This is a genomic window from Kribbella sp. NPDC023972, assembly GCF_040639075.1.
In the GTDB taxonomy this organism is placed as follows: domain Bacteria; phylum Actinomycetota; class Actinomycetes; order Propionibacteriales; family Kribbellaceae; genus Kribbella.
This window is the reverse complement of the sequence record NZ_JBEZZH010000003.1, coordinates 362,995-381,393: the sequence shown is the minus strand read 5'-3', so window position 1 is coordinate 381,393 and position 18,399 is coordinate 362,995. Positions and strand designations below refer to the sequence as shown.

At 68.3% G+C, this 18,399-nt stretch carries 21 protein-coding genes; 15 read left to right on the top strand and 6 right to left on the bottom strand.

Annotation, left to right across the window (positions count from 1 at the left end; genetic code table 11):
- Position 1: 1 nt before the first annotated feature.
- Together AB0F43_RS14950 and AB0F43_RS14945 are read right to left on the bottom strand one after the other, a co-directional pair.
- Positions 2-1,051 (bottom strand): ABC transporter permease, encoded by a 1,050-nt coding sequence (locus AB0F43_RS14950; protein ID WP_360475638.1) that lies wholly within the window; start codon positions 1,049-1,051, stop codon positions 2-4.
- Between the two features lie 129 nt (positions 1,052-1,180).
- Positions 1,181-1,570: a (deoxy)nucleoside triphosphate pyrophosphohydrolase gene (locus AB0F43_RS14945; RefSeq protein ID WP_360475635.1), complete on the bottom strand. Its 390-nt coding sequence runs from the start codon at positions 1,568-1,570 to the stop codon at positions 1,181-1,183.
- A 317-nt stretch (positions 1,571-1,887) separates the two neighbouring features.
- Here AB0F43_RS14945 and AB0F43_RS14940 point away from each other — a divergent pair, with 317 nt between their 5' ends.
- From AB0F43_RS14940 to AB0F43_RS14895, 10 genes are all read left to right on the top strand, one after another.
- Positions 1,888-2,514: a hypothetical protein gene (locus tag AB0F43_RS14940; protein WP_360475632.1), complete on the top strand. Its 627-nt coding sequence runs from the start codon at positions 1,888-1,890 to the stop codon at positions 2,512-2,514.
- A 107-nt stretch (positions 2,515-2,621) separates the two neighbouring features.
- Complete coding sequence (locus AB0F43_RS14935; RefSeq protein ID WP_360475629.1) at positions 2,622-2,930, top strand: hypothetical protein; 309 nt, start codon at positions 2,622-2,624, stop codon at positions 2,928-2,930.
- A complete protein-coding gene (locus AB0F43_RS14930) occupies positions 2,930-3,730 on the top strand; it encodes a hypothetical protein (RefSeq protein ID WP_360475626.1) in 801 nt (266 codons plus the stop codon). Before AB0F43_RS14935 ends, AB0F43_RS14930 begins: the two co-directional genes overlap by 1 nt.
- Positions 3,731-3,761: 31 nt before the next feature.
- Positions 3,762-5,645, top strand: coding sequence for a fumarate reductase/succinate dehydrogenase flavoprotein subunit (locus AB0F43_RS14925; protein ID WP_360475623.1), 1,884 nt, complete (start codon positions 3,762-3,764; stop codon positions 5,643-5,645).
- A gap of 69 nt (positions 5,646-5,714) precedes the next feature.
- Complete coding sequence (locus AB0F43_RS14920) at positions 5,715-6,467, top strand: succinate dehydrogenase/fumarate reductase iron-sulfur subunit (protein WP_360475620.1); 753 nt, start codon at positions 5,715-5,717, stop codon at positions 6,465-6,467.
- 200 nt (positions 6,468-6,667) lie between these two features.
- Positions 6,668-8,644 (top strand): AarF/UbiB family protein, encoded by a 1,977-nt coding sequence (locus AB0F43_RS14915; RefSeq protein ID WP_360475618.1) that lies wholly within the window; start codon positions 6,668-6,670, stop codon positions 8,642-8,644.
- 34 nt (positions 8,645-8,678) lie between these two features.
- Positions 8,679-10,082: an MFS transporter gene (locus AB0F43_RS14910; RefSeq protein WP_360475615.1), complete on the top strand. Its 1,404-nt coding sequence runs from the start codon at positions 8,679-8,681 to the stop codon at positions 10,080-10,082.
- 108 nt (positions 10,083-10,190) lie between these two features.
- Entirely contained in the window at positions 10,191-10,769 is a 579-nt protein-coding gene (locus AB0F43_RS14905; protein ID WP_360475612.1) for a TetR/AcrR family transcriptional regulator, read from the top strand.
- 1 nt (position 10,770) lies between these two features.
- Complete coding sequence (locus AB0F43_RS14900; RefSeq protein ID WP_360475608.1) at positions 10,771-12,336, top strand: carboxylesterase family protein; 1,566 nt, start codon at positions 10,771-10,773, stop codon at positions 12,334-12,336.
- A 21-nt stretch (positions 12,337-12,357) separates the two neighbouring features.
- On the top strand, positions 12,358-12,645 hold the full coding sequence (locus AB0F43_RS14895) for a 4a-hydroxytetrahydrobiopterin dehydratase (RefSeq protein ID WP_360475605.1): 288 nt from the start codon (positions 12,358-12,360) through the stop codon (positions 12,643-12,645).
- Here the strand turns inward: AB0F43_RS14895 and AB0F43_RS14890 are convergent.
- Together AB0F43_RS14890 and AB0F43_RS14885 are read right to left on the bottom strand one after the other, a co-directional pair.
- A complete protein-coding gene (locus tag AB0F43_RS14890) occupies positions 12,593-12,997 on the bottom strand; it encodes a VOC family protein (protein ID WP_360475602.1) in 405 nt (134 codons plus the stop codon). The genes AB0F43_RS14895 and AB0F43_RS14890 overlap by 53 nt on opposite strands.
- Before the next feature lie 33 nt (positions 12,998-13,030).
- A complete protein-coding gene (locus tag AB0F43_RS14885) occupies positions 13,031-13,543 on the bottom strand; it encodes a DUF6597 domain-containing transcriptional factor (RefSeq protein WP_360475599.1) in 513 nt (170 codons plus the stop codon).
- Between the two features lie 102 nt (positions 13,544-13,645).
- Between AB0F43_RS14885 and AB0F43_RS14880 the strand changes: the two genes are divergently transcribed.
- Entirely contained in the window at positions 13,646-14,470 is an 825-nt protein-coding gene (locus AB0F43_RS14880; RefSeq protein WP_360475597.1) for an acyltransferase domain-containing protein, read from the top strand.
- 34 nt (positions 14,471-14,504) lie between these two features.
- Positions 14,505-15,200 carry an SDR family NAD(P)-dependent oxidoreductase gene (locus AB0F43_RS14875; RefSeq protein ID WP_360475595.1) on the top strand — a complete coding sequence of 232 codons (696 nt, stop codon included), beginning with the start codon at positions 14,505-14,507 and terminating at the stop codon, positions 15,198-15,200.
- Positions 15,201-15,341: 141 nt separating this feature from the next.
- On the opposite strand, the gene AB0F43_RS14870 is transcribed toward AB0F43_RS14875, so the two are convergent.
- Positions 15,342-15,971: a DedA family protein gene (locus tag AB0F43_RS14870; RefSeq protein WP_360475592.1), complete on the bottom strand. Its 630-nt coding sequence runs from the start codon at positions 15,969-15,971 to the stop codon at positions 15,342-15,344.
- 216 nt (positions 15,972-16,187) lie between these two features.
- Between AB0F43_RS14870 and AB0F43_RS14865 the strand changes: the two genes are divergently transcribed.
- Both AB0F43_RS14865 and AB0F43_RS14860 read left to right on the top strand, forming a co-directional pair.
- On the top strand, positions 16,188-16,505 hold the full coding sequence (locus AB0F43_RS14865) for a metalloregulator ArsR/SmtB family transcription factor (protein ID WP_360475589.1): 318 nt from the start codon (positions 16,188-16,190) through the stop codon (positions 16,503-16,505).
- Entirely contained in the window at positions 16,495-16,935 is a 441-nt protein-coding gene (locus AB0F43_RS14860) for an SRPBCC domain-containing protein (protein ID WP_360475586.1), read from the top strand. Before AB0F43_RS14865 ends, AB0F43_RS14860 begins: the two co-directional genes overlap by 11 nt.
- Positions 16,936-17,185: 250 nt before the next feature.
- Here AB0F43_RS14860 and AB0F43_RS14855 read toward each other — a convergent pair whose 3' ends face one another.
- Positions 17,186-17,362: a DUF5302 domain-containing protein gene (locus AB0F43_RS14855; protein WP_360475583.1), complete on the bottom strand. Its 177-nt coding sequence runs from the start codon at positions 17,360-17,362 to the stop codon at positions 17,186-17,188.
- A 152-nt stretch (positions 17,363-17,514) separates the two neighbouring features.
- Here AB0F43_RS14855 and AB0F43_RS14850 point away from each other — a divergent pair, with 152 nt between their 5' ends.
- Entirely contained in the window at positions 17,515-18,171 is a 657-nt protein-coding gene (locus AB0F43_RS14850; RefSeq protein ID WP_360475580.1) for a LysE family translocator, read from the top strand.
- The last annotated feature ends 228 nt before the right edge of the window (positions 18,172-18,399 follow it).

Below are 18,399 nucleotides of genomic sequence, written 5' to 3'. Positions count from 1 at the left end.
GTCAGCCCCTTCCGGCACGCGGGTCGAGGGCGTCGCGGACCGAGTCACCGAGCAGGTTGAACGCCAGCACGGTGATGAACAGCGCGAGCCCGGGGAAGAACAGGTAGAGCGGATTGCTCTCGATCCAGTCCGACGCGTCGGCGATCATCCGGCCCCACGACGCGGTCGGCTCCTTGATCCCGACACCCAGGAACGACAGCGCCGCCTCGGCGGTGATGTAGTTCGGGATCAGCAGGGTCGTGTAAACCAGCAGCGTCGGGAGCAGGTTCGGCAGGATCTGCCGGAAGATCACGTAGATCGGACCGGCGCCGAGCGACCGGGCCGCCTCGACGAACTCCCGCTCGCGCAGCGACAGGGTCTGTCCCCGGACTATTCGGGCCAGGTACGCCCAGCCGAAGAAGCCGAGCACGAACATCAGCACGCCCATCCGAAGCTTGTTGTCGTCCGGGATGCCGAACAGGTCCTGGCCGCGGGAGGCGATCACCGGCGTCAGGGCCATGATGAACAGCAGGGTCGGGAAGCTCAGCATGATGTCCATCAAGCGGCTCAGCAGCGTGTCGACCCAGCCCTTGAAGTAGCCGGACACCATCCCGATCACGGTGCCGAGAATGACGGCGATGACCGTCCCGCCGAGCGCGACCAGCAGCGAGACGCGGGTGCCGTACACCAGCCGGGAGAACACGTCCCGGCCGTTCTGCGGCTCGACACCGAGCCAGTGCTCACTGCTCGTGCCGCTGCCCCACAGCCCACCGATCGGGATACCGCCGTCGCGGGTGTTCAGCAGCGGCTGACCGTCCGCGTCGGTCCGGTTGAACTGATCCGGCGGGAAGCCGTTCAGCTTGACGATCAGCGGGGCGAAGACCGCCACCGCGATGATCAGCAGGATCACGATCGCGCTGACGACCGCGATCTTGTCTCGCTTCAGCCGGGCCCAGGCGATCTGACCGAGCGACCGGCCCTCGATCTGCTTCGCCTCGGAGGTCTCGGCTAGCGCATCGGCCGGCAGACCGCCCTCAGGGGACTGCTGCGACTCGGATACCCCCAGCGTCATTACCTGTCACCAGTCCTTCGCGATGAGTGCACCCCGGCGCCACTCGGCTTTCCCGAGATGCCGGAACCCTATGCATCTCGAAGTATGGACGCCAAGGGTGCTGAAAAGCAGTCACCGAATCGTGACGGTTCAAGATTTCTTCGTCATCCGGTCCCGGACCGCCGCCAGGAACGGCCGGTCCGCGGGCAACCAGTCCAGCCCGCCGAGCTCGCCCGCGCCCACCCAGCGGATCTCCCGGTGTTCATGCGCAACCGGTTCGCCCGCGGCCAGCTCGGCGGCGTACACGCGGAGCGCGTACCGCTCGTTGATCGGTACGGCGGGACCGAGCGACTCCCCGACCACGACCTCCACGCCCAGCTCCTCGGCGAGCTCCCGGGCGCCGGCGACCTGCTCCGTCTCCCCAGGCTCGACCTTGCCACCGGGGAACTCCCAGCCACCGTCCGGCCCGTCCCTCAGTGCCGCGAGCACCTGGCCTCCCCGAACCACCGCGACCCCGATCACCACTTGCCGCTCGGTCATGGGGCCTCGCGGCCTGGACTGAGGAGCGTAGGGAGCGAAGCGACTGGAGCGACGAGGGAAGGCCGGGAGTCAAAGCCCCATGACCCGCCGCGCGGCAGCGCGGCAATGTGCACGGTCATGGGGCCTCCCGGCCTGGACTGAGGAGCGTAGGGAGCGCAGCGACCGGAGCGACGAGGGAAGGGCGGGAGTCAAAGCCCCATGACCCGCCGCGCGGCAGCGCGGCATTCAACACGGTCATGGGGCCTCCCGGCCTGGACTGACTGGGTTCATCCAGGCACTGTGCCAGAAGTGTCGGCGGACAGCGGGATGATCTGAGGGTGCCGTTGCAGAACCGGGTCCTGCCCACTCAGGAGATCGTGGCCGAGCCGGGCCGCGGCCTGCTGATGGGCAACCGCGGCACGCTGCACGGTCCCGATCGCCGCCTCGGCACCACCCGCTGGCGGTCGAAGGCGTGGATCTGCTGCGTCCTCGACTGGAAGGGCGTCAGGCGCGACCCGATGCCGCCGGGCCGCTGGACCGCACTGTTCTTCTTCGACGAAGCAGTCGCCCTCGCGGCCGGCCATCGCCCATGCCATCACTGCCGCCGCAGAGACTTCCTGCGGTACGCCGGTGCCTGGGCCACCGGCCGCGATCTCGACCAGCGGCCGCGGGCCGCCGCGATGGACGCACAGCTCCACGTCGAGCGCGTCGACCCGCGCACCAGACAGCAACGCACCACCATCCAGGACCTCGACGAGCTCCCCGACGCGGCGATGATCCGGTACGACGGTCGCCCCGCGCTGGTGCTCGATCACCGGGTGCTGCCCTGGTCCTGGGAGGGGTACGGCGATCCGGTCCGGCCACCCGGGCTGCACGAGGTCGCCGTACTCACGCCACCGGCGAATCTCGTTGTACTGAAGGCGGGATTCACTCCATTACTGCACCCGACCGCGCACAGCAACTGAGGCAAGCCTTACTAGAAACACGCCGTACCGAAGGGTCTTCCGTTGCGCGGCTGCCAGAGGCAAAGTGTGCGCATACTGACCGCTACAAAACAATCACTGGAGTCGGCATGGGTGCTGAGTTACACAGTGGGGGCAACAGCGGCGTTGCCGCGGTCGTCCGCGCGCTCGAGACGCTGCATGCGGCCGTCGGGAAACTCAGCCAGGAGTACGGTGACACCCTCGGCATTCGCCGGTTGGTGTCGGACGTGGCCAGGCTGAACGATGATCTGGCCGAGCTCGGCCCTCCCGACCCCCGCCACAGACCCGGACCGGTTCCGGAGGAACTCGAGGAGATTCCCGACGTGGAGTATGACGCGTCCATGTGGACAGACGCGGAGCAAGAAGGCTTCGGCGCGCCGGATCGGCACGCTCCCTGATGACGACTGGAGTGAGCGCACCCGGTCGCGCGCAGATCGGGGTCAAGACCGCACGAACCGACCGCTGGTGGCTGGCGCCGTTGCGGATCGGGGTGATCCTGGCCTTCTTCATCGTCTACGCGACGGTCCGGATCTTCATGAACAAGTGGTACTGGGTCGATCAGTACGAGTACCTCACGCCGCTGTACTCGCCCTGTATCAGCGATTCCTGTGTCCCCGGCTCCAGCCACCTGGGCACCTGGTTCCCCAAGTTCCCGGTGTTCCTGCCGTTGAGCATCATCACCTTCGTGGTGCTGGCCGGCTTCCGCGGCACCTGCTACTACTACCGCAAGGCGGGCTACCGATCGCTGTTCTTCGCACCGGCCGCCTGCGCCGTCCCCGAACCGCACAAGAAGTACACCGGTGAGCGCAAGTTCCCGCTGATCGCCCTGAACCTGCACCGCTACTTCTTCTACGGCGCGCTGGTCTTCGGTGTCCTCAACGTGTACGACGGCATCCTCGCCTTCCACGGCAAGGACGGCGGCTTCGGCATCGGCCTGGGCACGGTGATCATCTGGGTCAACCTGGTGATGCTCTGGCTCTACACGCTGTCCTGCCACGCCTGCCGGCACATCGTCGGCGGCCGGCTGAAGAACTTCTCCAAGCACCCGCTGCGCTACCGGTACTGGACCTTCGTGTCCAAGCTGAACCCCAAGCACGGCACGTTCGCGATGACGTCGCTGTTCACCGTGATCCTGACCGACGCCTACATCATGGCGGTCTCGGCCGGCTGGTTCTCCGACCTGCGCATCTTCAACTGAGCAGCATCTACTTCTTGGGACCTCTTCTCACATGACTGAGCTCGAACGACACACCTACGACGTCGTCGTGATCGGGGCCGGCGGCGCCGGCCTGCGCGCGGCGATCGAGGCCCGCGAACAGGGCAAGCGCACCGCGATCGTGTGCAAGTCGCTGTTCGGCAAGGCGCACACCGTGATGGCCGAGGGCGGCTGCGCGGCCGCGATGGGCAACGCGAACTCCAACGACAACTGGCAGGTCCACTTCCGCGACACCATGCGCGGCGGCAAGTTCCTGAACAACTGGCGGATGGCCGAGTTGCACGCCCAGGAGGCCCCGGACCGGGTCTGGGAGCTGGAGACGTACGGCGCCCTGTTCGACCGGACGCCGGACGGCCGGATCAGCCAGCGCAACTTCGGCGGTCACACCTACCCGCGGCTCGCGCACGTCGGCGACCGCACCGGCCTGGAGCTGATCCGCACCCTGCAGCAGAAGATCGTCTCGCTGCAGCAGGAGGACTTCCGCGAGACCGGCGACTACGAGGCCAACCTCAAGGTGTACGGCGAGTGCACCGTCACCGAGCTGCTCAAGGACGGTGACGCGATCTCCGGAGCCTTCGGGTACTGGCGCGAGTCCGGCCGATTCATCCTGTTCGACGCGCCGGCCGTCGTGCTGGCCACCGGCGGGGTCGGCAAGTCGTTCAAGGTCACCTCGAACTCGTGGGAGTACACCGGTGACGGGCACGCGCTGGCGATGCGGGCCGGCGCGACGCTGATCAACATGGAGTTCATCCAGTTCCACCCGACCGGCATGGTCTGGCCGCCGTCGGTGAAGGGCATCCTCGTCACCGAGTCGGTCCGCGGTGACGGCGGCGTACTGAAGAACTCCGAGGGCAAGCGGTTCATGTTCGAGTACGTGCCGGACGTGTTCCGGGCGCAGTACGCGGAGACCGAGGACGAGGCGGACCGCTGGTACAAGGACCCGGACAACAACCGGCGGCCACCGGAGCTGCTGCCGCGTGACGAGGTCGCCCGGGCGATCAACTCAGAGGTGAAGGCCGGTCGCGGTACGCCGCACGGCGGGGTGTTCCTGGACGTGTCGTCGCGGCTCCCGGCCGAGGAGATCACCCGCCGGCTGCCGTCGATGCACCACCAGTTCAAGGAGCTCGCGGACGTCGACATCACCGCCGAGCCGATGGAGGTGGGCCCGACCTGCCACTACGTGATGGGCGGCGTCGAGGTCGACCCGGACACCGCGCAGTCGAGGGTCCCGGGCCTGTTCGCGGCCGGCGAGGTCGCGGGCGGGATGCACGGGTCGAACCGGCTCGGCGGCAACTCGCTGTCCGACCTGCTGGTGTTCGGCCGGCGCGCCGGCATGGGTGCGGCGATGTACGTCGACGGTCTCGGCGCGGAGCGGCCGAAGATCTCCGAGGACGACATCGACGCGGCGGCGGCCGAGGCGCTGGCGCCGTTCGAGCTCGAGGGCGGCGAGAACCCGTACTCGATCCACCAGGAACTGCAGCAGGCGATGAACGACCTGGTCGGCATCATCCGCAAGGAAGAGGAGATGGAGCAGGCGCTCGGCCGGCTGGCCGAGTTCCGCGGCCGGATCGCGAAGATGACGGTGGAGGGCCACCGGCAGTTCAACCCCGGCTGGCACCTGGCGCTCGACCTGCGCAACATGCTGACCGTCTCGGAGTGCGTGGCGAAGGCGGCGCTGCAGCGGCAGGAGTCGCGCGGCGGTCACACCCGCGACGACTACCCGAGCATGTCGGCCGAGTGGCGGCGCAAGCTGCTGGTCTGCGTGCTGGACACCGACGGCGGGGTGAACGTGACCGAGAAGGAGCAGCTCCCGATGCGGGACGACCTGCTCGAACTGTTCGAACTCGACGAGCTGAAGAAGTACCTGACCGAAGAGGAGCTGCCGGTTCATGACTGAGCGGAGCGAAGGCATCATTGGGCACAGCGAGCTCTGCTCATCGGCGCCCGCAGCGAAGCGAGGACGCCGATGAGCTACAAGGGCAAGTTCCGTGTTTGGCGGGGTGACTCCGAGGGTGGTGAGCTCAAGGACTACGAGGTCGAGGTGAACGAGGGCGAGGTCGTCCTCGACGTCATCCACCGGTTGCAGGCGACCCAGGCCCCGGATCTCGCGGTCCGGTGGAACTGCAAGGCCGGCAAGTGCGGCTCCTGCAGCGCCGAGATCAACGGCATGCCGAAGCTGATGTGCATGTGCCGGATGAACACGTTCGACGAGGACGAGGTTGTCACGGTCACGCCGATGCGTACCTTCCCGGTGATGCGCGACCTCGTCACCGACGTCTCGTACAACTACACCAAGGCGCGCGAGATCCCGGCCTTCACGCCGCCGGCGGACCTGAAGCCGGGCGAGTACCGGATGCAGCAGATCGACGTGGAGCGCTCGCAGGAGTTCCGCAAGTGCATCGAGTGCTTCCTGTGCCAGAACACCTGTCACGTGATCCGGGACCACGAGGAGAACAAGGAGAACTTCTCCGGCCCTCGTTTCCTGATGCGGATCGCCGAGCTGGACATGCACCCGCTCGACGCCGCCGACCGGCAGCACGAGGCCCAGGAGCAGCACGGCCTGGGCTACTGCAACATCACCAAGTGCTGCACCGAGGTGTGCCCCGAGCACATCAAGATCACCGACAACGCCCTCATCCCGATGAAGGAACGCGTCGTCGACCGCAAGTACGACCCCCTGGTCTGGCTGGGCAACAAGATCCGCCGCCGCCCCGCCTGACCCACCCCTCCGGCCCCCTGGCCTCCCCCGTGAGCCAGGGGGCCGTCATTTGGCTGGCTGACCCACCAAGTGATGGGTTTGCCACCCTGATTCCGGGTGGCAAACCCCCTCTATGAGTGGTCTGCCAGCGAAACGATCCCAGGGGGCGTTCACTCGTGTGGGTGAGTCGGTGGGGGAATGCAGCGCCTAGGGTTCCGGGCATGGACGTCGTACTCATCGGGTTGATCAACATCGCCATCTTCATGGCTGTCTTCGTGCCGGTGGCCCAACGGCTGCTCGGGGTGCGGTTCGGCCTGGTCCGGCTGGCGGTCGGTACTGGGCTGACCCTCGCGCTGTTCAATCCGATCGCCGAGGGGCTGGTCGGGCCGCCGCCGTTCGAGGGGTCGAACGCGGCCGCGATGGCGTTGCTCATCCTCACCACACTCTGCTCGGTGCTGTCCGGCCTGATCTTCCTGGTCCTGGCCGAAGCGCTCGTCCCGACCGGTTCGTTGCCCCGGGCCCGCGACCTGCGGCGCGACCTGACCGGCCGGATCGCCCGGACCAAGCGCTACCTGCAGATTGTCCGGATCGCGATCAGGCACGGCCTCGGCCCGTACCTCCGCGGTCGTCGCCGTCCCGGTCGCGAGAACGCCGCCGGTCAGGCCGAGCTGGCCCGATCGCTGCGGCTGGCCCTCGACGAGGCCGGCGTCACGTTCGTCAAGCTCGGCCAGGTGCTGTCCACCCGCAGCGACATCATCCCCGCCTCGGTCGCCGACGAGCTGAGCCGCCTGCAGGACCAGGTCTCCCCGGCGCCGTGGCCCGAGGTCGAGGCCGTCCTCGCCGACGAGCTCGGTGCACCGCCTCACCAGTTGTACGCCGACTTCGACACCGAGCCGCTCGCCGCCGCCTCGGTCGCCCAGGTCTACACGGCCCGGCTGCCCGACGGACAGGGCGTGGTGGTCAAGGTCCAGCGACCCGGCATCGCCGCGGTGGTCGAGCGGGATCTCGACATCGTCCGGCGGCTCGCCCGGCTGCTGGAGCGGAACACCGACTGGGGCCGGGCGATGGGCGTCCGCGCCCTGGCCGACGGGTTCGCGGACGCGATGCGCGAGGAACTCGACTTCACCGTCGAGGCCGGCAACATGACCACCGTCGCGGCCGGCCGATCAGTTGCCTCGAACAACGAAATGGTCGTGCCCGAGCTCCACCCGCACGCCTCCACCCGCCGGGTCCTGACCATGCAGCGGCTGGACGGCATCGGCCTGGGCAACGCCGCCGGAGCGATCGCCGACCGCGGCCTGGACGCGGCCCGGCTCGGCCGCACGCTGTTCGACTGCTTGCTGGGCCAGGTCGCGATCGACGGTGTCTTCCACGCCGACCCGCATCCCGGCAACTTCCTGCTGCTGACCGACGGCCGGATCGGCATGCTGGACCTCGGCTCGGTCGGCCGGCTCGATCCGGCCACCCGGGAGGCGCTGCAGCGGTTCCTGCTCGCGATCGACCACGGTGACCCGGTCGCGGCGACCGATGCCCTGCTGGAGATCGTCTACCGCCCTGACGTCATCGACGAACGGAGTCTCGAGCGCGCCGTCGGCCAGTTCATGACCCGTCACCTCGCCGCCGGGGTGGCGCTGGGGCCGGCCATGTTCAACGACCTGTTCAAGATCATCACCTCGCACGATCTCGGCGTACCGCCGGAGGTGGCCGCGGTGTTCCGTGCCCTGGCCACCGTCGAGGGCACCATCTCGCGCATCTCCCCTGGCTTCGACCTGGTCGCCGCGTCCCGCCAGTTCGCCACCGCGCACGTGACCGACCGCCTCGCTCCCGACGCGTTACGCCGTACGGCGACCGAGGAGCTCGCGACGTTGTTGCCGATGTTGCGGCGGCTGCCGCGCCGGATCGACCGGATCGCCGCCGCGGCCGAGAGCGGCCGCCTGAACCTGAACGTTCGCCTGTTCGCCGACGACCGCGACCGCCGGCACGTCACCACGCTGCTGCACCAGGTCCTCCTCGCCATTCTCGGCGCCACCGCCGGCCTGATGGCGGTGCTGCTGCTCGGTACGCCGGGCGGTCCGCGGATCACCGACTCGATCACGCTGTTCCAGCTGTTCGGCTACAACCTGCTGGTGATCTGCGTCGTCCTGGTCCTGCGCGTCCTTGTACTGGTGTTCCGCCTTCCCGACAGCAGCAGGACTTGACTTGAAGCTGACTTGAACTTCAACGATATCCACCATGTCCTCGGTCAACGCGCCCGTCGCGCCCCCGCCCCGGCTGTTCAGCGGCCGCCACCTGCCACTCGTGCTCGGCGTGATCGGCCTGGTCACCCTCAGCGCGCTGGAGAACCGTGCCGTCGGTACGGCGTTGCCCACCATGGTGCGGGAGTTCGACGCGCTGGGCAGCTTCGGCCTGGCGAACGCGGCCCCGAACGCGAGCTTCCTGATCTCGCTCGCGATCGCCGGCCTGTGGTCCGACCGCCGCGGCCCGATCCCGACCCTGCGCACCGGCGCGATCGCGTTCACCCTGGCTCAGCTGCTGGTCGGCACCGCGTCGGCGATGCCGATGATCGTCGCCGGCCGGTTGCTCAGCGGCTTGGCCGAGGGGTTGCTCGACGTTTCCCTGATGGTGCTGGTCGCCCGCGCGCTGCCCGCCGTACTGCGGCCGAAGATGTTCTCCCTGTTCGCCGCGATGTGGATCCTGCCGTCGCTGTTCGGCCCGGTGCTGACCGGGGTGGTGACCGAGCAGTTCGGCTGGCGGTGGGTGTTCCTCGGCGCGGTCCTGCTGATCGTGCCGAGCTGGATGCTGCTGGGCCCGGCCATGCGGCAGACGCTGAGCACGCCGGCGCCCGAGCGCAGCGCTGAGGATGCGGCCGCGCTCGAGGCCGGGCGGGCGGCGCTGCCGTGGGCGCTCGCCGCCTCGGTCGCGCTGTTCTCGATGACGCTGGCCGGTGATCACCTCGAGGCGCATCCGGTGATCGGCGGGATCGCGATCGTGGTGGCGGTGGTGGTGCTCGGGTTGGCCGCCGTACGGGTGATGCCGCAGGGGACGTTCGTGGCGCGGCGAGGGTTCCCGGCCGTGGTCGCGGTACGAGGGCTCGGCAGCGCGGCGTTCGCCAGCGTCGGTGCGTACTTGCCGCTGCTGCTCACGCTCCAGCATCACTTCAGTCCGTCGCAGGCCGGCGTGACGCTGTCGATCACGGGCACGAGTTGGGCGTTCGGGTCCTGGCTGCAGGGCCGGGAGCACGGCATCCAGCGAGTGACCGTACTGCGCACGGGGCTCGCGTTGATGACCGGCGGACTGCTGGTCACCTCGCTGCTGGCGTGGACGGACGCGAGCACCTGGTTCGGGCTGATCGGCTGGGCCTTCGCGGGGATCGGCATGGGCCTGAACTCGTCGTCTCTGTCGGTGCTGACGCTGGATCTGTCCGACGCCGGCAACTCCGGTCGCAACAGCAGCGCGGCTCAGATGGCCGCCTCGATGAGCATCGCCACCGCACTCGCTGTCAGCGGCACCCTCCTCGCGCTGAACGCCTCGAACCCCCAGCCCTGGGTCTTCGGCGCCATCATCACCGCAGGCGCGGCCCTTGCCCTCGTCGCCTTGCTCACCGCTACCCGGGTACGGCGCCCGACATCAGCCTGACGATCGCCGCCTGTGATTTCTGGATACCCGGCGCCTCCTCAGAGAGTTCATCAACCGACGAGATCCGGCATAGAGGTGATGCTTGCTTGGATGAGCTAGAGTTTGCTTGTGCGAGCAAAACGGACGGTGACCGAGCAGGCGCGGCGGGCTCAGATCGTGGCGGCGGCGATCGAGGTGATCGCTGCGTCGGGATCGGCTCAGGCGAGTTTCAAGGCGATCGCGGAGCAGGCCGGGCTGAGTAGCACCGGGCTGATCTCATATCACTTCGCCAACCGGCAGGAGCTGCTCGAGGAGGTCGGCCGGGAGATCCTGGCGACCTTCGCCGGCTTCGTCCTCGAGCACACCGAGGGCGTCGAGGGGCCGGCCGAGGTGCTGCGCGGCTTCGTCGAGGCGAACATCGCGTTCCTTCGCACCCACCGCTCACACGCGGCCGCACTGGTCCGAATCAAGCAGGACGTGGTGCCCGCCGAGCTGGCGCGATCGGACCAGGACCGGTTGGCCGACGTACTGCGGCTCGGTCAGGAAAGCGGCGTACTCCGGGAGTTCGATCCGCACCTGGTTGCGGTGTTCATCCTGTCCGTCCGGGACGGGATCATCCGCCAGCTCGAACTCGAACCCGGTCTCGACCTCGATGCCGCCGGCCGGGAGTTCGCCGCGCTGGTCGACCGCACCACCCGGAAGGCCTGAGATGCGCGCGATCGCACTGACCCTGTCCCTCGTCGCGACACTAGTTGCCTGCAGCAAGGATGAGGCGCCTCGAGTGGCCAGCCAAGGCCCGGTCGTCCACACCGACACCGGCGACGTCCGCGGCACCGTGCACTCCGACCGCCGCGTCTTCCAAGGGATTCCGTACGCCGCCGCGCCGGTCGGCGAGCTCCGGTGGGCACCCCCGCAACCGGCGAAACCGTGGACCGGCGAACGCGACGCCACCAAACCCGGCAGCCCGTGCCCACAGCTGAAGAGCCCGATCGCCGACCTGTCCGGCACGAACGAGGACTGTCTGTTCCTCAACGTGACCACCCCGGCCAGGTCGGGCGAGAAGAAGCCCGTCATGGTGTGGATCCACGGCGACGGCGCGATCGGAGCCGGTCATTTGTTCGACCCGGCCCGGCTCGCGGCGAACGGCGAGGTCGTCGTGGTCACGTTCAACTTCCGCCTCGGCGTCTTCGGCGGCTTCGGCCATCCCGAGCTGAAGGACTCCGGCACGATCGGCCTGCAGGACCAGCGCGCCGTACTGCGCTGGGTCCAGCGCAACGCCGAGGCGTTCGGCGGTGACCCCGGCAACGTGACCCTGTTCGGAGTCTCGTACGGCGCCACGTCGACCAGCGCGCACCTGATGTCGAAGGCGTCGCACGGCCTGTTCGACAAGGTGATCATGCAGAGCGGCTTCACCCTGATGGACATGCCGGCCGGGGCCACCTACCCCGACTTGCCCGCCCTCCCCTGGTACGGCTGGACCACGACGAAGGACGCCCAGACCCAAGGCGTTGCCCTGGCCCAGCAACTAGGCTGCAAGGACCTGGCCTGTCTGCGCAAGGTCCCGGCCGCCAAGCTGCTCGCGGCGCCGCAGGTGATGAACATCTTCCAGCCGTATGCCCTCGGCAACGACCAGCTCCCCTCGGATCCGGCGCAAGCGCTGGCGAACGGCGACTTCGCGAGCGTCCCCGTGCTCTCCGGTACGACGCGTGACGAGCACACCACCTTCGTCGCCTTCTTCCGCGAGTTGGCCGGCAGTCCGGTCACGGCGGCGGCGTACCCCGGACTGCTCCGGACCGCCTTCGGCGACGCCGCCGTCGCCATCGAGAAGGAGTATCCGCTCACCGACTACGTCACACCGGCGGTGGCCTGGGCGGCTGTGATCACTGATCGGATGTGGGCCCAGGCCCAGCTGAAGCAGAACCAGTTGCTCTCGGCAAAGAATCCGCTGTGGTTCTACGAGTTCGCGGACCGCAACGCGCCGCTGGACATCCCGTTCCCGAAGGGGTTCCAGGCCGGCGCCTGGCACGCGGGCGACGTACAGTACCTGTTCCCCAGCGGCACGACCGGGATGACGCAGGACCAGCTCGCCCTGTCCGACGCGATGATCGGCTACTGGACCAACTTCGCCCATCGCAGTGACCCGAACGGCGACGGGTTGCCGGCCTGGCCGAAGTTCACCACCCCGGACACGGTCCAGTCACTCGCTCCGACTGCGATCCGTCCCGTCGACTACGAGAAGGAGCACCGCCTCGCCTTCTGGAAGGCGCTCGGGTAGGAAGGGTCTAGAGTGTGGCGCATGGCTGAGCTGCTGACCGACGACCAGATCGACCAGGCGATCCGTGACCACCTGCCGCAGTGGAAGTTCGCGGACAACGCGTTGGTCCGCAGCGTCAAGCGGGAGACGTTCCTGGACGGGATCCGCCTGGTCGCCACGGTCGCCCAACTGGCCGAGTCGATGAACCACCACCCGGATATCGACATCCGCTACACCACCATCACCTTCCGGGTCACCAGCCACGACGCCGGCGGCATCACCGACGACGACCTGGTCCTGGCCCGCCACATCGACACCGCCGCCGGCTGACCTCACACCGACTGACGCACTCCACCAGGGTGCCGTCGGGATCACGGACGTACGCGAGCCGTCCAACCCCAGGAAGCTCCTGCGGATCGCTCGCAGCGCTCCCACCCGCATCGGCGACCGCAGCCAATGTCGCGTCCAGATCGTCGACCTCGACCCAGGCGATCGCCGGCTGCTGCTGGTACTGCCGGCTCATGATCGCCCCGTCGATCCCGTCACCCTCCCCGGTCGACGCGACCAGATACCCGCCGATGAACGGCGAAGCTTCCGTCGTCCACCCGAACGCCTTGGCGTAGAACACCGCCGTCCGGTCGACATCGGTCGAGGTCAGCTCGACATGGATGATCCGTCCCACTGATCTTTCTCCTTCGCTCACGAGGTTGTGCCCTCAGCCTGACTCGGCCGACCTCGTGGCGTCTTGCACAGATCTCTCATGCATCAGCGCCGCGATCCCGTGCTGCACCTCTCGGAACGACGACGCGCTCACCCCGGTGTACCGCTTGAAGTCCCGGGCCGCATGCGCCTGGTCGTAGTACCCGTGCAGCGCGGCCAGCGTCGCGGCGGCATCCGAAGGTCCGCCGAGCAACCCGCCGGCAACCCCGAGCGCCGCAACTCCCCACGGCTTGAACTCCACCCCCGCATAGCTCGACGGACCGGACTGGGTGAGAACGTGCGGCCTGGTCATGATCCCGAAGAGCGACGCGTCGTTGATCCACTCGGTCCCGGTCACCGGGTCGTGCCGCCGACCGGGCTCCGCCAGCGCGATCGCAAGCGCGGGGCGACCGTTCGGGATGAGGATCTCCCGTCGTACGTCGGCCGACCCGGGAGCCTCGACCATCCAGTAGTGCTCGACGACATCACGCTGCTCGTCGGGCGGAGGAACGCGGAGGTAGGCGACCACGACCTCACGATATGACCGCCTCACGTCATGCCGTGGGTCCGCCACCGGATGCGCCGAGGAGCGGTAAGTCTCTGCCTCGTGCGGATCGGATACCGTTGGCGAGTGACGACTGCCGAGGAGTACTGCCTGCTGGGGTTCAGCGACGAGGACCGCCAGGCTGCCGAGGCCTTCGAGGCCGACCCGGTCGTGGTCAAGGACCTGGCCGACCAGCTGCGGGCGGAGCTCGGCAAGCTCGGCAGCGAACCGCAGCTGCGGATGCCCGAGGACCCACGCAACTCGGTCCAGGCCTTCCTCGACACGCTCCCCGACGTACGGCGCTTCCACGCCGAGCGAGGGATCCCGGACGAGATCAGCTGGGCGTCACTCGCCGACCTCGGCCAGCAGCTGAAGGTGCATCGCCGGACCTTCGGCGAGTACGGCCTGGAGACGCACTGGTGGATGACGATCCACTGGACCGGCCAGCTCTACGCGCTCGGCCGGCTGCAGTTCCTGCTCCACCAGGTGCCGGACGACAACCCGGTGCCCGGGACCGAGCCGGGCGAATGGGTGATCGGCGTACACATCCCGGAGACCGGCCCGCTGACTCCCGAGCTGGTCGACGACAGCTTCGCGAAGGCCCGCGAGTTCTTCCCGCGCTATTTCCCGGAGTATCCGGTGAAGACGGCGACACTGTGGTCCTGGCTGATCGATCCGTACCTGCTCGACAACCTTCCGCCGGAGTCGAACATGGTCCGCTTCGGCCGCCGCTTCACGCCGTACGGGACACCGAACGACAGCCAGGACAGCGCGATCTTCTTCACCTTCCGTACGCACGGCCTCGACCGGCTGGACGAGCTGCCGCAGGACACCACGCTGCAGCGACTGGTGGTCGGCCGGATCAAGGCCGGCGGCACCTGGCAGAGCGCGTACGGTTACCTCCGCCTTTGACCTAGAGCCTCCTCTAGCATCTAGCGTCGGTCGTATGACGGTCACGCTGATCACCGGCGGCTCGAGCGGCATCGGCGCCGCCGCGGCCCGGCAACTGCTCGCACTCGGTCACCGGGTCACGGTCACCGGCCGGGACAAGTCCCGTCTCGACGCCTTCGCGGGGAGCGCCGGCAGTCCGGCCGAACTGCTGACCGTGGTCGGCGACGCGGCCGAGCCCGCGGCGGCTGAGGACGCCGTGAACCGGACGGTCGAGGCGTACGGCCGGCTGGACAGAATCGTCGCCAACGCCGGCTACGCGACCCATGACTCGATCGGCGACGGTGATCCCGAGGGTTGGCGGCACATGATCCTGACCAACGTCCTCGGCCCGGCCTCGCTGATCCACTACAGCCTGCCCGCGCTACGCGAGAGCCGTGGGCGGATCGTGCTGGTCGGCAGTCTGGCCGGGCATGTGCACACCCCCGGCAACATCTACGGCGCGACGAAGTTCGCCGTCACCGGGCTCGCGGAGAACGTCCGCCAACTCGTCACCGGCGACGGAATCGGCGTCACGCTGGTCTCGCCAGGCGCGGTCGAGACCGCGTTCTCCGATCCTGTCGGCGGCCTGGAGCCCGGCCGGCCGCGGATCAGCGCCGAACAGCTCGCGGCCACGATCGTGTTCGCGTTGACTCAACCGGCCGAGGTCGACCTCAGCACGCTCATCGTCCGGCCGATCGGCTCCGCGAGATAGGGACCGAACGACTGAGCTTCCGGGAGTTAGCGCAGTACGACTTCGCCGAAAGGAACGTCGAGTGGTGCCTGCGGTTGTCGCCGCAGTGCTACAACACCGAGGCGGAGCTGGACCTGGTCGCCACCGCGATCGGCGAACTCGCTACCCGGTGGTGACCTTGGCGGCGCGGCGCTTGAGCGCGATCCGGCGGGAGGTCTCGATCACCAGGCCGATCAGGAACGCCAGGCTCAGGCTGAAGCCGAGTGCCTTCAGCGAGTCGTGCGCGAACGCGTCACCGCCGATGTACCCGAGCAGAGCGACGTACGTGTAGGCGACGGTCACGCCGGCGAAGGTGAACACGAAGAACTTCTTGAACGAGTAGCGGGTCGCCCCTGCGGTCAGGGTGGCGACCATCCGCGCACCCGGGATGTAGCGGACCGTCATCAGGATCAGCCCGCCGCGGGAGTGCAGCGCGGCCGACACCTTGTCGTACACAGCCTGTCTGCGCTCCTGGCGCTTCATCCACCGATGCAGCGCCGGGCCGGAGCCACGGCCCATCAGGTAGCAGACCGACTCGCCGATGACCGAGCCGAGCATCGCCAGCACGATCACGAGCAGCAGGTTCTGGTGGCCCGCGGCGGCGGCCATCCCGGCCGTGACCACCAGGCCCTCGCTCGGGATCACCGGGAACACGGCGTCGATCGCGGCCGCCAGGAACAGAACGAGCAGCAGCCAATGTGAGGCCATCGCGACACTGAGCAGCTGTCGCGCCGCCTCCATCAACTCTGTCACCCGGAAAGAATGCCATCCGAAGTCAAGTACGCCGCAATCCCATCGCTGTGATTCAGCCCGGATTCACCGGATGTTCAGCGCACTTCGGCCTCGCGTGCGGTGACGGCGACGCTACGTGCTGTGCGAGCTCGGTGCGCGAGTGGATGCCTGCCCGGCTCCTGGCTGATCTGCTGTGAGCCCTTGACAGACACTTAACCAGTTGGTGAAGTGTTCTCCGTGCTGACGACGACCTTCGGAGCGCTGGCGGATCCGACCCGACTGGCGATCGTGAGCCGGCTGAGCCGGGGCGACGCGACCATGGGCGAGCTCGCCGAGCCGCACCGGATCACGCTGCCGGCGATGACGAAGCACGTCGGGGTGCTGGTGGACGCCGGGCTGGTGACCCGGCGCAAGGTGGGCCGGACGGTGGTCTGCACGATCCGGCCGGAGGCGTTCGCCGAGGTCGAGGACTGGCTCGGCGACGTCACGACGTACTGGAACAGCACTTTCGACCGGCTGGAAGAGTTGCTGCGAGGAGGTGGGGATGGGACCTGACTTTCGGATCGTCAGGGTGCTGCCGGCACCCATTCGGAAGGTGTACGACGCATGGACCCGGGTGGAGCTGCTCACCCAGTGGTACTGCCCCAACCCGGACCTGGAACTGAAGGTCCAGGCGGACGTCCGGGTCGGGGGCGACTACGTGGTCGAGATGGGTCCACACGTTGTCCGCGGCACCTACCTCGAGGTCGAACCGCCCTACCGGCTCGCCTTCAGCTGGAAGTGGGACGGCGGGGATGACGAGGCGACCCGGGTGGAGGTCGAGCTGACCGAGGTTCCCGAAGGCACCCGAATGCTCCTCACCCACACCGGCTTCGCCACCGACGAGGACGCGGCCAACCACCGCCAGAGCTGGGAGCCGGAGCTCACCCGACTGGCCGCACTGCTCAACGCTCAGCAGCCCGACCCCGCAGCCGGTCGTGGCTGACGTCCAGGGCGAGGCTCGCGGTCTGCGGGCTCACCGACAACAACGCGAGCCCGTCACCTGACAACACCTCGCGCAGATGCCGGGTCAGGACCTCAACCCCCGACCGCTGCCACCCGGGTGATTCCTAGCGCAACCACCCCGACCGGCCACGGCCGCGCGACGGGGCATACCGGGCCCGGGGCTGCCCGGAAAGAGTCGAGCCCCGGGCGGCAACCCGGGGCTCAGGCGGATGGATGGACAGTTGGCGGAATCAGCTGCCGGACTTGCGCCGGAATTGGCGCCTCTGCTTGTCGTTGTGCGCCTCGCCGACGCCCTCACGCCGCGACCCGGACCCCGGGTGCGCGGTGTGATGCGCGTTCTTCTTCTCGAGCGCTTCACGGAACTTCTTCTGCAGATCGTCCGCCGGCTTGCTGGACTTGTCGCTCATACCGTCTCCTTCACAAACCGTCAGGCGTACACCCCCAACCTAGCCGCCCGTGACCCCCACCCGCGACCCGATTACCCACGACCCGTCTCACGCCCGGGAAATTCCCAGCCGGTGACGCCGCGGATTGTTAGGTTCGAGTCCGACGAAAGGGGATGCGCGTGCTGGTCAGTGGTGAGGCAATGCTCGGAATCGCGCTGGTCGAACTCGGACTGGTGATCATTCCCGGGCCCAACATGATCTACCTGGTGTCGCGATCGGTCGCGCAGGGCCGCCGCGCCGGGCTGATCTCGCTGGCCGGCGTCGGCGTCGGCTTCCTGGTCTACCTGCTCGCCGCCAGCGCCGGCCTCGCCACCCTGTTCGCACTGGTCCCCGAGATCTACCTGACGCTGAAGCTTGCGGGTGCGGCGTACCTGCTCTGGCTCGCCTGGAACGCCTTCCGTCCCGGCGGCAGCTCGGTCTTCGCGACCCAGGAATTGGAGCCCGACCGGCCGCGGAAGCTGTTCGGCATGGGCCTGCTCACCTGCCTGCTGAACCCGAAGATCGCCATCCTCTACATCTCGCTGCTGCCCCAGTTCCTCGACCCGTCGCGCGGCCACCTCGGCGCCCAGAGCCTGATCCTCGGCCTGGTCCAGCTCGCCGTCGGCGTCGCGGTGAACGCGATCTTCATCATCACGGCCGGCTCGATCGCGATCTTCCTCGCCCGCCGCCCGACCTGGATGCGCATCCACCGCTACCTCACCGGCACCGCCCTCGCCGTCTTCGCCATCCGCCTGGCAACCGACCGAGCCAGGCCCCTCGCCACCCACTAGCACGACGACTTGGCCTAGTACGACGACCTGTCGGCCTATCCGCCTGGTGTGACGACGTGTCGGCCTGGTGCGATGACCTGTGCTGTCGGCCAGTGCGACGACCTGTCCTGTCGGCAGTGCGACGACTTGTCGGCGCGGACCGCGAGCGTCGACTGCGCGGCGTGCGCCGGCCCTGCTCGTCTAATTGGCATGCGGGGTGACGATCGACTCCCGGATACTGCTGGGCGT

Coding starts and splice junctions, on each gene's coding strand:
- AB0F43_RS14950 (WP_360475638.1), bottom strand. CDS start 1,051: ATGACGCTGGGGGTATCCGAGTCGCAGCAGTCCCCTGAGGGCGGTCTG.
- AB0F43_RS14945 (WP_360475635.1), bottom strand. CDS start 1,570: ATGACCGAGCGGCAAGTGGTGATCGGGGTCGCGGTGGTTCGGGGAGGC.
- AB0F43_RS14935 (WP_360475629.1), top strand. CDS start 2,622: ATGGGTGCTGAGTTACACAGTGGGGGCAACAGCGGCGTTGCCGCGGTC.
- AB0F43_RS14930 (WP_360475626.1), top strand. CDS start 2,930: ATGACGACTGGAGTGAGCGCACCCGGTCGCGCGCAGATCGGGGTCAAG.
- AB0F43_RS14925 (WP_360475623.1), top strand. CDS start 3,762: ATGACTGAGCTCGAACGACACACCTACGACGTCGTCGTGATCGGGGCC.
- AB0F43_RS14920 (WP_360475620.1), top strand. CDS start 5,715: ATGAGCTACAAGGGCAAGTTCCGTGTTTGGCGGGGTGACTCCGAGGGT.
- AB0F43_RS14915 (WP_360475618.1), top strand. CDS start 6,668: ATGGACGTCGTACTCATCGGGTTGATCAACATCGCCATCTTCATGGCT.
- AB0F43_RS14910 (WP_360475615.1), top strand. CDS start 8,679: ATGTCCTCGGTCAACGCGCCCGTCGCGCCCCCGCCCCGGCTGTTCAGC.
- AB0F43_RS14900 (WP_360475608.1), top strand. CDS start 10,771: ATGCGCGCGATCGCACTGACCCTGTCCCTCGTCGCGACACTAGTTGCC.
- AB0F43_RS14895 (WP_360475605.1), top strand. CDS start 12,358: ATGGCTGAGCTGCTGACCGACGACCAGATCGACCAGGCGATCCGTGAC.
- AB0F43_RS14875 (WP_360475595.1), top strand. CDS start 14,505: ATGACGGTCACGCTGATCACCGGCGGCTCGAGCGGCATCGGCGCCGCC.
- AB0F43_RS14860 (WP_360475586.1), top strand. CDS start 16,495: ATGGGACCTGACTTTCGGATCGTCAGGGTGCTGCCGGCACCCATTCGG.
- AB0F43_RS14855 (WP_360475583.1), bottom strand. CDS start 17,362: ATGAGCGACAAGTCCAGCAAGCCGGCGGACGATCTGCAGAAGAAGTTC.
- AB0F43_RS14850 (WP_360475580.1), top strand. CDS start 17,515: ATGCGCGTGCTGGTCAGTGGTGAGGCAATGCTCGGAATCGCGCTGGTC.